Raw genomic sequence first — 12,551 nt, 5'->3', positions numbered from 1 at the left:
TATACCCCTACTATCGATTTTTTATCCCCATAAGTTTCAATTCACTTTTCGCTCTGAGCCAACAATAACTGGCCGCACGGGCGTGCGAATTCACCGCACATGACCGTGGCGTAAGGCTTTGCGGCTGTAGCTTCGCAGCGCTATGTCGAGCTTCATTCGACGGGAACGGAACAAAGATCTGGCGACCGGACGTGCCAAATAGCGGCACGCGCGCCGATCCGGGACGTTATCTCAGTGAACGAGCCGCCCGATCAGACGGACCAGCTCGGCGGGCGGATTGCCCTTCTGGCAGTAACCATCGAAGCCTGCATGAACGGCCTCGGGCCGCACGATATCCTCGCCGAGCGCAGTGAACGCAATGATCACCGCGTCGCGCGTGCGGGCGATCCGGCGCAGCACGCGCGCGGTCGCGAAGCCGTCGTGCTCCGGCATGGTGATGTCGAGAATGACGACGTGGGGCACCCAGCTATCGATCGAATGCAGGGCCGCGACGCCGGACAGCGCAAAGCGCGCGTCGAACCCGTCGGATTCGAGCGCGGCTGAGAGCGCTTCGGCGCTATGGACGTTGTCGTCGACGATGAGGATGCGCCACGGGGCGCGGTGCAAGTCGACGCTACGGTTCGTCCACAGCGCGCAATGAGGGGAATGCAGGGATACGGACATGGGCATTGGACGAGATCACACGTCCGCGCCGCAGCACGTTTCGCGCCCGGCCCGCCGCGCGGCGCTCAGGCTTCGCTCGGGCTTCGTTCAGGCGTCGCTTTCTTTCTTGCTCTTGCGCCGCTTGCCCGACGCAGCGCCCTCGCTCTCGCGCAGCCGCGCATTCGCCTCGACGAGCGATGCCGCGTCGCGCTGACGCAACGCGAGATCGAGCTCCCCGAGCGCGCCGAAGAGCGCGGATTGCTCGGCCTCGTCGAGCGACGCCACGCGCCGCGCTTCCTTGTCGAGCCGCTTCAGGAGCTTCGCGCCGAAGCGGGTGTCGATCGCGCCTTCGCGCGCGAGCCCGGCGATCACCGACGCGAGCCGGATCACGCCCCCCGCCGTCGATTGCGTCGCCCCGTCCAGATCGTCACGGTCTTCCACTGCCTTCTCCCCATGTTGGCACGCGGCGCCGCGCGCCGGCGGCGGACTCCACGCGGGCGCCGCGTGTGCGCCCGTCTTGCGTGGCGCGATCATACGCCATCAATATGACAGTCATATTTGCACGTCCTGACGCGCCTGGGGTGACCATTTCGCTATCCGATCACGCGCGGCGATCGCGATTCGGGGCGCGACCGGTGGCACACTAGCGCGTGGCGGCGCGAATCTCCGATGCGTCGACGCGCGCGCCATCAGCCGACACGCCGATCTACCAGAACGCAACCGAACGCCTGCATGAATCCCGCTACCCTGCAAAGACCGCCTTACGGCTCCGATTTTTCCGGCCTCGTCTGCGGCTTCCGATTTCATGTCGACCACCCTGGCGAGCCGATCGACGCCGAAGCCGCGAGCGAATGGCTCGCGCGCGACGACACCACCCGGGAATTCGTCTGGCTGCACTTCGATCTCGCGAACAGTTCGTGCGAACGCTGGATGCGCGGCCGCCTCGGCCTACCCGACGCCTTCTTCGACACCCTCAACGAAGGCTCGCATTCGACGCGCATCGAGCATCAGGAAGGCGCGCTCTTCGCCGTCATCAACGACGTGATGTTCAACTTCGAGCTGACGCCCTCGGAGATCGCGACGCTGTGGGTCTACACGCATCAGAAGCTGCTCGTCACGGCGCGCCTCAAGCCCTTGCGTTCCGTCGATTCGCTGCGCGAGTCGGTCAGGCGCGGCGAACTGTTCCGCTCGCCCGCCGAACTGCTCGCGCATCTGCTGCGCGATCAGGCGGAACTGCTCGTGCATATCGTGCGGCGCACGAGCGTCGAGGTCGACGGTATCGAAGATCGTTTTCTTTCGATGCGCGGCGCCGCGACCCGCACCGACCTTGGCGGCCTGCGGCGCGTGCTCGTGCGATTGCAGCGCCTGCTCGCGCCCGAGCCCGGCTCCGTGTTCCGTCTGCTCGCGCGGCCGCCGCGCTGGCTGCATGCCCAGGACATCCAGGACCTGCGCGACGCGACCGAAGAGTTCTCCCTCGTGCTCAATGATCTCGCGGGCCTCGTCGAGCGCATCAAGCTCTTGCAGGAAGAAGTCGCGACACGCATGGGCGAGCAAAGCAACCGCACGCTCTTCACGCTGACGCTCGTGACGGTGCTTGCGCTGCCTATCAATATCGTCGCGGGTTTCTTCGGCATGAATGTGGGCGGCATTCCGCTCGCGGAGAACCATCACGGTTTCTGGCTGCTGGTCGCGATCGTCGCCACGTTCACCGCGCTCGCCGGATGGTGGGCTTTCCGCCGCCGACGCGATATGTAGGAAGAAGCAGGCACGTCCCATGCGGCATTACCGATGAGGCGCACGCCTCGTAAACCGTCGGAGGTGATCATGGACAAGAACCGCATCGAAGGCACGGCTCGCCAGATGAAAGGCATCGTCCGCGAAGCCGTCGGGAAGGCCACCGGCAGCCGCGGCACGCAAATGCGCGGCACGGCCGAAAAAATGGCGGGCAAGATGCAGGCGAAACTCGGCGCGGCAGCCGATGCCGTGCGGCGCATCAAGAAGTAGCGCCGCAGAGCTCACAGCAGGATCAGAAGCCCAGGTCGCTCAGGCTCGGATGGTCGTCGGGCCGGCGGCCGAGCGGCCAGTGATACTTGCGGTCCGCTGCCTTGATCGGCAGGTCGTTGATCGACGCGTGGCGATGCGTCATCAGCCCCGCCTCGTTGAATTCCCAGTTCTCGTTACCGTAGCTGCGATACCAGTTGTTGGCGTCGTCATGCCATTCGTACGCGAAGCGCACCGCGATGCGGTTGCCCTCGTACGCCCATAACTCCTTGATCAAGCGATAGTCGAGCTCGCGCGCCCATTTGCGCCGCAAAAACGCGACCACTTCCTCGCGGCCATTCGCGAACTCGGCGCGATTGCGCCAGCGGGTATCGACGCTATAAGCAAGCGATACGCGCTCCGGCTCGCGCGTGTTCCATGCATCTTCGGCGAGGCGAACTTTCAGCTTGGCGGATTCTTCGTCGAACGGCGGAAACGGCGGTTTGCTTTCCATGGCAAGTCCTCTTTTACGAAGCGATTACGAAGCGATGAGCGAAGGTAGACAGATCTGTCTACCAGACGCACTCTAGCGCAGGTAGACGAACCTGTCTACAATCGATTGCATGAAACCATCAGCATCGTCTTTCGATCTCGCGGAGCTCGCGCCGGACGCGCGCATCCTGCATACCGCGCACGACCTCTTCTATCGCGACGGCATTCGCGCGACGGGCATCGATCGCGTGATCGCGGAATCGGGCGTCGCGAAGAAGACCTTTTATCGCTACTTTCCGAGCAAGGACGATCTGATCGTCGCGTTCCTGGACTTCCGTCACGAGAACTGGATGGCATGGTTCCGCCAAGCCCTGGCGCGCCACGGCGGGACGCTCAATGCGCTCGTGCCGGCGCTCGCCGAATGGTTCGGCAGCGAGAGCTATCGCGGGTGCGCGTTCATCAATTCGGTCGTGGAAGTTGGCGCGACGCTGCCGCAGGCCGTGGATATTTCACGGCGTCACAAGCGCGACATGACCACCGCCATTCGTGCGCTGATGCCAGCTTCGCGCACCGCAAAGGCGGACGCGCAGGCACTCGCTTTGGCCGTTGACGGTGCAATCGTGACCGCGCAGTTCGCCGACTCGCCCGCCGATGCGCTGAAGGCGCTCGCCCGCGTGGTCCGCGCGATTCGGGCCGGCGCGACGGAGCCCCAGGTCGCCAGATGAACCGGCAAGGCGCTACCTGACCGTTGCGCTTTCGACCGCGGGAACAGCCGGTTGCAGTTCGAACGTCAGCTCGGCTGGCTTTGCTGCATTGGGTGCGCCGCTGCTCGCGGAAGAGGGGCTCTCGCTGGTCTGCGTCTTCACCGAGCAGCACAGCATCGAACTGATCTGCGAGATGTCCTCGGTGCTCAACGTTGCAACATCGGCCTTCAGGTTGAGCAAGGTCACGACGGCCTGGTAACGCGCTCGCATCAGGTCGCGCTGCGTGATGTAGAACGTGTCGATGGCACGCAAGACATCGACGCTCGTGCGGCTGCCGGTTCGATAGCCGATCTTCGTCGCGTCGAGCGCCTCGCGCGTCGATCCGACGAGGCGCGCGAGCGTGGCGGTCCTCTCGCGCGCCTGGATAAAGCGCGCGTAATTATCGCGCGCGGAATTCTCCGCCTGTCGCGATGCCAGCAGGAATCCCTGTTCCGCCTTGTCCTCCAGCGCAAGGGATTGCCTGACACGCCCTTGAATTTCGCCGCCCGTCAGCAATGGAATGCTCACCGACAGCATTCCCGTGGTCGTGGTGGTGGGCATGGCATAGCCTGAAGCCGCGCCGGCCGGCGTGTATGACCCCGTCAGATTGACAACCGGATAGCCTGCGGCGCGCGCCTTTTTTGTGTCGTACTTGGCAATTTCCCAGTCGATCTGCTTGGACTGCACGTCGTAGCCGCGCGCTTTTGCTTCGTCGACCCAGACTTCCGCGCTCTCCGGAGAAAGCTTCGGCAGCGGAAGATCGCGCGGCAGCGCGGCGAGCGAGGTGAACGGTTGACCACTCGCCAGCTCGACAGCGCGACGTTTGATGGACAACTCCTGTTGCGCGTCCAACTGCTGAAGGTGCGCCTGCTCGCGAGCGACCTCACCGTCACGCACGTCGATCAGCGTGGCCTCACCGGCCGCGCGCTTGCGACGAATCTCCTCCGCTTGCGCCGCGATGGCGGCGCCATATTCGATCGTGCGCTTCAATTCGTCCTCGGCGGCGAGCTCTTCGAAGTAGGCCTTTACGGCGCGAAGCATCGCGCTCTGCTGTGCACCGGCGAGATCGACCACGCCCTTCGCCGCGACGTAGTCCGACTGTTTGTACGCCGTCCATTTGCTCCAGTCGAACAGCGCCTGCGACACGCTGACCATCCAGCCGCTCTGCCAGTAGGTCTGCCTCGGAAAGCTCTCCACCTCGATGCGGTTATAGGTCCGCCCCCAGCCTCCTCCTATCTGCGGGAGCAACGCGGCGCGTGCGATCGGAAGCGCTTGCTTCGCTGCCTCGTAGGCCGCGCGCGCCTGCGCGAGTTCGGCATCGTGACCGAGCGTCATGTCGACGATGGAACGCAAGTCGTCCGCGCGTGCCGGCGCAGCGCACGCCAGCATGCCAGTGAGGATCCAGCCCGCAACATTGTTCTTTCTCATGCGACGACTTCCTCGCCAGCCTCGATATTGACGTCGTTGTCCCGCACGAGCGCGCCGTCGGTGAACCGAAAGCGCACATCGAACGTGGATGCAAGCGACATGTCGTGCGTGATGACGACCACGGTTCGATCGAGTTCGCGCAGCAAGTTGGCGATCCGGCGGACGGAAACCGGGTCGAGGTTGGACGTGGGCTCGTCGAGCAGCAGCAGCTCACGATCCTGATACAGCGCGCGCGCCAGCAGCAGACGCTGCCGTTGCCCCGCGGAGATATTGGCGATGGTGTCGCTGATGACCGTGCGGGTGCGCATGGGCAGGCGCATGATGTCGTCGATCAGGCCGACCTTTTCGAGCAGCGAATGCATGCGGTCCTCGTCCGGATTGCCGGCGAAGAGCGTCACGTTATCTGCGATGGAGCCATGCAGGATGATGTCGCCCTGGCGCATGTGCGCCTGATGCCGGCGAATCTCGTCGACGGTCAGGTTCGGCCACGCAATGCCGTTCAGCGCGATATGACCGTGCTGCAGCGTTTCCGACGCCGAGAGCAATTTGAATAGCGTGGACTTGCCGCTGCCCGATGGCCCGACAATGGCGATCTTGTCGCCCTTGCGCACGCTGAAGCTCGCGTTGCGCAAAACGGGTTCATCGGACACGCCGTAGCTGAACGTGACATCGCGCACGTCCAGCGTGTCGAAAGCGCGAATCTCGGTGGCGCGCTGGCTATCCTTCAACGGCGTATAGCGTTCGTTTTGCGCCTCCACGATATCGTCCACGCGCGCGGTCGGCACGCTCAGCATGAAATATTCAAAGGCCGCGTTGATTGCGCGCGAGAAGCGTTCGGACAACAGCGCCTTGTAGATCAGGAACGAATAGAACACACCGACGGAGATCTTTCCGCCCAACATCAGGCGCGCGGCCATCCACGTGATGAGGATGGTGTCCGCGTACTGCAGGAGCTTCAGGATCGAATCGCGCGTCGAGGCCAGCCGGCTGCTCGAGAGCCGGGCGGCGACATACGTCTTGTAAATCGTCATGTAGATCGCGGTGCGGCGCGTCTCGCCCTGCGCGAGCTTGAGCAGCGAAGCCGCCCGGATCGTTTCGATCATGGAGTCGTCGCAACGCGCGGAGGTTTCCAGAACGAGCGCGTGCGTGTCGCGCATCGACGGGTACATGCTGAATGCGAACGCAAAGTACAGCGCGAACACGAGCACGGCGACCACCGTGAGTTTCGGGCTCTGAATGATCATGAGCCCCAGGGCGAGCGCGCCGACCGTCAGATCGATGAATAGCGAGACGGTCGTGCGCGTCGCGAAGTTGTTGATCTCGTCCTGCGCCTTCACCTTCGCGAAGACATCGCCGACGTGACGCTTTTCGAACCACGACATCGGGTTGCGCAGCAGGTGGCCGACGAGCCCCTCCGTGGCATTGACCTGCGCCATCCCGTTCAACAGTTCGGTGAGATACGCCTGCACATACTGGCTCAGCGCGCCGATCACGAAGATGCTGGCGAAAGTCACGACCAGCACGTTCAGCAGGTTGCGGTTGTCCGCCGCAACGACATAGTCGAGCACCAGGCTGCCGAAGTACGGCGACGCGAGAATCGCGAACTGGCTTCCGAGCGCCACGAACAGCACTTTGGCGATCTGCCCATTCAATTGCGGATTGAGCGCGCGCACGCGCTTCACCGCGGCGGGCACGCGAGATTTCGCGGAGATGCGCGGCATTTCCGGCGTGGGCGCGAATTCCAGCAGAAAGCCGGAGACGGTGGTGATGAACATGTCCATCGATACGCGCCGCCGGCCGCTCGCCGGGTCGATCACCTGGACGAAGCCCCGGCCGTACTTTTCGAAGACGACGAAATGCGCGCCGCCGAAGTGCAGGACGGAACCTTTCTTGATCTGCGAAAGATCGGAAGGATCAAAGCGGTACGCCTGAACGGACAGCCCGAAATCGATCGCGATGTCGTAGAGATCCATCAACGTGAGACCGTTGGCGGAAATCGGCTTGTACGCGGACAACTCGCGCACTTCGGTGGCTCGTCCGTGATGGGATAGCACCATCGCAAGGCAGGCGTACCCGCACTCTGCCACTTCGTTCTGGTAAATGACTCGCACTGTCAACCTCTCAGCATTCGGAACAAAGGTGCAAGCACCCATTCGGCGATGGTTCTGCGCTCGACCACGATGCTCGCGGTCGCCCTCATACCCGGCAGGATGACAAGGTGCTGCCCGTCGAAATCGAATGTCTTGCTTTTCAGCGTGGCCCACGCCATGTATTCGCCATCGCTGTTTTTCGCGCCGTCCTGCTGCTCGCCCATGCCGATGGTCGTGCTGGAGATGGAGTCGATCGTGGCTTCGTACGTGCCGAATTTCGTGTAGGGAAACGCATCGAACTTGAGCCGGACGATTTGTCCTTCCTTGACGAAGCCGCGCCGCCGGGAAGGAATGCGCAGTGCGGCGCGCAGCGGACCGTGGTCGTTCGTCGCGATGACGAGCGCGACGTCGCCCTCCGCGAGCGTGCGGCCGGCCACCAGGCTCGAAAAGGTGACGACGCCCGCACTCGGCGCCGACACGGTCGCGTCCTGACGCTCGCGCTCGTAGCGCGAGCGAATGTCCTGGATCTCTCTGTCGTGCCGCGCTTCGAGCTCGCGCACCTGCGCGTCGAGGTCCGCCCGCGCGCTGCGCGTCGCATCGATTTCGCCCGCCAGCTGCTGGCGGCGTGCTCTCGTCTGCGCGACCGCGACCTTGCCCTGATGGACATCCGCCTGCGCCTGCTCGATCCGGTCGGCTGTCACGTATTCCGAAACTGAATTCAGGCGCGTCACCTTGCGCTCGGATTCACCGACCAGTTGACGGCCTTGCGCGATCTGCTCGTCGAGCGCCCCCAGTTCCGCGCGCCGGCTTGCTTCCGTCACGCGCGAGGCATCGAGCTGCGCGTTCAACTGGGCACGCCGCTGCTCGTATTGATCCACGGCGGCGCGAATCTGCTCGTCCCTCGCCTGTTCGTCGAAGACTTGCCGGCGCTGGCCGTTGGCCGACAACGAAAGGTCGCGCTGCAGCCGGAAGAGCGGTGCGCCCAACGCCACGCGCTCGGCAGGTTTCGCATAGATGGCGGACACGAGCCCCGTCAGTCCGCGAATCTTGATTTCGGCGGGCGAGACGATCTCGCTCGGCACATCCTGCTTGAGTTCGACCTGATGCAGAAACCCGAAGGCGATTGCACCGACGACAAATGTCGACGTGGCGTAGGCGATCCAGCGCCAAGGCACGTCCTTGAATTCGGGAAGGCTAGTTGCTTGCATAGCGCTCGATGGTGGCTGTCGGTTGGCAATAGGTATCGCGTGCAAGCTGTCTGCCGCTCGTGGCAGACGGTCCGGTCAACGCGCGGATTTGTTGAGCGATAGAGCTATTTGGCGGCGGCAAACGAATACATCGCCGGGTGACCCGAGGTGAGCCACTGAGGGTAGTTTTCGGAGAGCGCGGCTTCGATATCGCCGGCAAGGATCTGCGGCGCGCCCTCATCAGCAAGCCGAATGGGGTCGAACAGGCGGGCTCTGAACCGTCCTTGCTCGAATCGGAGATAAAACGGCAGCAGCAGCGCGTCGAACGTGGCGCCCATGCGGAACACACCGTTATGGATTCTGGCATTGCGCCCGAATATCGATACACCGACCGTTTCCATTGGGTAGCGATGCATCGTAAATGGCGGAACGTCCGAGAACAGTACGGCCACGCCGTGGCGCTTGAGCGCACGGGCGACGCGCACGCCCAACCCGCCGCGGTTCGGATCGTTGTAGGTATAGAGAACCTTGATGCCGGGAATCAGTGCGTGATCGTCGCCATACTGGTTTTGCGGAACACCCGATACCACGGCGAGCGAATCGATCCCGAGCAAAGCGCCCATTTTTTCGACGACGTAGATGTTCGCGTACTGCGAAACGTAGTGGAACGGCGAAACGAATATCGGCTTGCCGGGCGCGATGCTTTTCAGCCGTCGCACTTGTTCTGCGAGTGTTTGCGCCACAGCATCGAGGTCCGGCAATGATTCGCCGTTTCGAATCGCGCGGCCGAAGTAGATGCGCTGGTCAATCAGCTTTTCGAGCAACACGCCCGCGCGAGCCCGCTGCGCGATTTCGGAGGGTAATCCCAAAAGATCACGGCCGAGTTCTGCGCGGCTGACTCCGGTTGCACGCCAACGCACGTCGCACCAGCTACGCACCAGCCATCCGACGTTGGCGAGACGCTCAATGGCTCTCACCGGAATGCGACCCACCACGGAACGGCGCGCGAGGAATTTCTTCCGCGCAATCCATTTCCTGATTGATCGAATAAGGGCAGACATTTATGGGTAAATTGAATTCGGATGAGGCGTGCTTTTCAAAACGATGAACTAGATGACTGAAAAAGCGCCTTTTCGACCACCAAGACCGACGATCAGTCTGAACGTTGAATCAGGCAACTCCATTCACCGGAGGCGCATTTTTCGAGCGCACCCCGGCGTTCTCTTTCAAGAACGGTATCAGCCGCCTGAATTCCCAGGCGGCGTGATAGTAATCGACACATTCGTGTCATTAGTCGCAGTCGAGGTCACGCCCGACTTAGCAGTACCACCGGCCAGTTGCGACTGAGCCAACGCATTGCGATCGAGTTTTTGCACGCCATTACTCCAGATTAAAATTAACAACACGACAGCGGTTAGGAATGAAGTTCCCAACCGCCGCCCTGCCTTAACCGCCGATGCTAATCGTCACATTCGTCGTGTTCGTTGCCGTCGAGCTGGTCGACGATTTTGCCGTACCGCCTGCGATTTGAGCCTGAGCCAAGACATTGCGTTCGATCTTTTGCATGATTCAATTCCTTAAGAAAATTTAAAAATACATCCCAGCCATTGCATCCGTGGATGCATCGCGCCTTTTTTGGCACGACGCTCCGACCTCGAGCAGCTCTTACTTTGCCTGAATGACGATGTAGACCGTATTGCTGGCGTTAGCTCGCGAGTTCTTCGCGCAACCACCAGCCAGTTCGGAGTGCGTCAATGCGCTGCGCTCGATTTTCTGCATTATTTTGCCTTTCTTGAAACTACAGTTGGATTTAGCCTTTGATGGTGATGTCCACCGTCGTATTGTTCTCCGCCGAGGCCGACGTGGAGCTCTTAGCCGTACCACCGGCGATTTGAGCTTGGACCAATGCGCTACGTTCGATCTTTTGCATGCTAGACCTCTTTAATAACCAAGTTTAAAAAAGTACTCGCCCACACCTAAATGTGAACACATATCAAATCGCTGCGGTACACCAATACAGTGACATCGGAGCATCGCAGACGACCGCCTCCTTAAATTGAAGAAGGCACCCGTTGCGTTTGGGCAAATGAATCTTATATTTTTGCCCTCAGAATCACCAGCACGAATAATCTGAAAACTACGAATCCAAAGAAGACTGGATAAAATAATGCGGACAATTTGAAAAAAGTCACTCGCTCTCAGTGATTGCTTGCCTTTTCACAGTCAATAAGTCCGAGAGGCACCTCGAGGCTTCGTTCTTTAAATCGCTGATTTAAAGCAGCAGCTAGCCGGTTTATAAACTGCGGTGCCTTGTTGCGCTAAACCAGCGCCTTAATTCCTGCCAAAAAGCTATTAACTCACCACGACCGACGCCGTCATCGCTTCGACGACTTCCGCCAGCCTGTCGAAGTTCGTGGCGATCTGGTCGTTCGGCACGCACGCATAACCCAGCATCAAGCCCTTTTTCGCCGCGAGCCGGTTCATGTAGTAATGGACAAGCGGCCGGGTCACGACTCCGGCGCTGAGCGCGGCAGCGGCAACGGCGCGGTCGTCTGTCGAATCGGGCAGTTCGAGCACGAAGTGCAGGCCGGCTTCATCGCCGCGCACGGGCAAGGAATCGCCGAAGCGCGCCCGGATCGCGTTGATCAGCAACTCGCGCCGTTCGCCGTACAGACCGCGCATGCGGCGCACATGCGAAGTGAGATGGCCGTCCAGAATGAACTCGGTGAGCACGGCCTGCTGCATCAGCTGGCCCTCGCGGTAGAGCTCGGCCACGCCGGTACGAAACGAATCGACGAGATTCTCCGGCACCACCATATAGCCCATCCGCAATCCCGGATACAGCATCTTGCCGAGACTGCCGACATAGATCACCTGCCCCGCGTCGTCGAGCCCCTGCAGAGATGACAGGGGCCGGCTGCCATAGCGAAACTCGCTGTCGTAGTCGTCCTCGATGATCCACACCTTGTGCTGCCGCGCGAACTCCAGCAGCGCGCGGCGTCGCGCGAGGCTCATCACCATGCCGAGCGGGTATTGATGCGACGGCGTCACGAGCGCGATGCGCGGCGGCTCAGCCATGTCGCCGTCGGTCGGGTTCAGGCCTTCCGCGTCGACGGGAATCGGCACGAGTGTCAGTCCCGACGATTGCAGCACGCTGCGCACGCCCCAATAGCAGGGCTCCTCGACCCACGCGCGGTCGCCGAAATCCGTCAGCAGCCGCACGGTGAGGTCGATCGACTGATGAATGCCCGTCGTGATGATGATCTGGTCCGGCTGGCACTTCACCGAGCGCGCGACGCGCAAATAATCCGACAGCGCGCGGCGCAGCGGCCGATAGCCGCCGCCAGGCGCATACGTGAGCAGATCGGGGCTCGCGCGCTTCCAGAGACGCGCCTGCAGGCGGCTCCACGTGCGCGCCGGAAACTCCGCGACATCCGGCACGCCGGGCATGAACGCGCCCCACTGCTTCGGCGACACGCCCGCCTGCGCGATCAGGCGCTCGCCCCGGCGCGATATCGTGCACGGCGCCTTCGTTGCTTCGGGCGGCGCCTGCCTGACGGCGCCATCGCGCGGCGCGGTGTCGGCGACATAGGTGCCGCTGCCGGTCGTCGACGTCACATAGCCTTCGGCCGTGAGCTGCTCGTAGACATGCAGCACGGTATTGCGCGCGATGCCGAGATCGAGCGCGAGCGTGCGCGAACTCGGCAGCTTCGTGCCCGGCGCGAGCTGGCTCGTGAGGATCGCCTGCTGCATCAGTTCCAGCACCTGCCGGTACATCGGCTCGGCAGCCGCGCGGTCGAGCCGCGCGCTCAGCCAGTCGGCAAGGATGATCGTATCCATCAGTTCTCCCCGGTCCAAGCCACCCGTTCAGAACGCCGAAGTGGTTCTATTCTGAATATTGAAATGGCTCCCCATTTTAGAACCGTCCCGAGCTATAGTTATCCCAAGCAGTGGAAAAAATTTCCGGGCGTCCTCGGGACGCTCGGCAG

11 protein-coding genes are annotated in these 12,551 nt (G+C 62.1%); 3 read left to right on the top strand and 8 right to left on the bottom strand.

The annotated features are described in order from the left end of the window. Positions 1–231 precede the first annotated feature (231 nt). A complete protein-coding gene (locus tag AC1Z32_RS28555) occupies positions 232–663 on the bottom strand; it encodes a response regulator (protein ID WP_483482195.1) in 432 nt (143 codons plus the stop codon). Between the two features lie 87 nt (positions 664–750). Continuing rightward, positions 751–1,083, bottom strand: a complete 333-nt coding sequence (locus tag AC1Z32_RS28550; protein ID WP_483482194.1) for a hypothetical protein — start codon at positions 1,081–1,083, stop codon at positions 751–753. A gap of 291 nt (positions 1,084–1,374) precedes the next feature. On the opposite strand from AC1Z32_RS28550, the gene AC1Z32_RS28545 reads away from it, so the two are divergent. Together AC1Z32_RS28545 and AC1Z32_RS28540 are read left to right on the top strand one after the other, a co-directional pair. Then, complete coding sequence (locus AC1Z32_RS28545; RefSeq protein ID WP_483482193.1) at positions 1,375–2,397, top strand: transporter; 1,023 nt, start codon at positions 1,375–1,377, stop codon at positions 2,395–2,397. A gap of 69 nt (positions 2,398–2,466) precedes the next feature. Continuing rightward, positions 2,467–2,646, top strand: a complete 180-nt coding sequence (locus tag AC1Z32_RS28540) for a CsbD family protein (RefSeq protein WP_062604187.1) — start codon at positions 2,467–2,469, stop codon at positions 2,644–2,646. Between the two features lie 22 nt (positions 2,647–2,668). On the opposite strand, the gene AC1Z32_RS28535 is transcribed toward AC1Z32_RS28540, so the two are convergent. Then, positions 2,669–3,136, bottom strand: a complete 468-nt coding sequence (locus AC1Z32_RS28535) for a nuclear transport factor 2 family protein (protein ID WP_483482192.1) — start codon at positions 3,134–3,136, stop codon at positions 2,669–2,671. 109 nt (positions 3,137–3,245) lie between these two features. On the opposite strand from AC1Z32_RS28535, the gene AC1Z32_RS28530 reads away from it, so the two are divergent. Then, positions 3,246–3,839: a TetR/AcrR family transcriptional regulator gene (locus AC1Z32_RS28530; RefSeq protein ID WP_483482191.1), complete on the top strand. Its 594-nt coding sequence runs from the start codon at positions 3,246–3,248 to the stop codon at positions 3,837–3,839. 12 nt (positions 3,840–3,851) lie between these two features. Here AC1Z32_RS28530 and AC1Z32_RS28525 read toward each other — a convergent pair whose 3' ends face one another. From AC1Z32_RS28525 to pdxR, 5 genes are all read right to left on the bottom strand, one after another. Then, complete coding sequence (locus AC1Z32_RS28525; protein WP_483482190.1) at positions 3,852–5,285, bottom strand: TolC family protein; 1,434 nt, start codon at positions 5,283–5,285, stop codon at positions 3,852–3,854. Then, positions 5,282–7,396, bottom strand: a complete 2,115-nt coding sequence (locus AC1Z32_RS28520; RefSeq protein WP_483482189.1) for a peptidase domain-containing ABC transporter — start codon at positions 7,394–7,396, stop codon at positions 5,282–5,284. Before AC1Z32_RS28520 ends, AC1Z32_RS28525 begins: the two co-directional genes overlap by 4 nt. A gap of 2 nt (positions 7,397–7,398) precedes the next feature. Beyond that, complete coding sequence (locus AC1Z32_RS28515) at positions 7,399–8,583, bottom strand: HlyD family secretion protein (RefSeq protein WP_483482188.1); 1,185 nt, start codon at positions 8,581–8,583, stop codon at positions 7,399–7,401. Positions 8,584–8,687: 104 nt separating this feature from the next. Continuing rightward, positions 8,688–9,623 (bottom strand): lysophospholipid acyltransferase family protein, encoded by a 936-nt coding sequence (locus AC1Z32_RS28510; protein WP_483482187.1) that lies wholly within the window; start codon positions 9,621–9,623, stop codon positions 8,688–8,690. Positions 9,624–10,914: 1,291 nt separating this feature from the next. Continuing rightward, complete coding sequence (gene pdxR / locus AC1Z32_RS28505) at positions 10,915–12,402, bottom strand: MocR-like pyridoxine biosynthesis transcription factor PdxR (protein ID WP_483482186.1); 1,488 nt, start codon at positions 12,400–12,402, stop codon at positions 10,915–10,917. Between the last annotated feature and the right edge of the window lie 149 nt (positions 12,403–12,551).

This window comes from Caballeronia sp. 11_S32, from assembly GCF_056930355.1.
The sequence above is the reverse complement of the archived record's forward strand: the minus strand, read 5'-3'. Positions and strand labels throughout refer to the sequence as shown.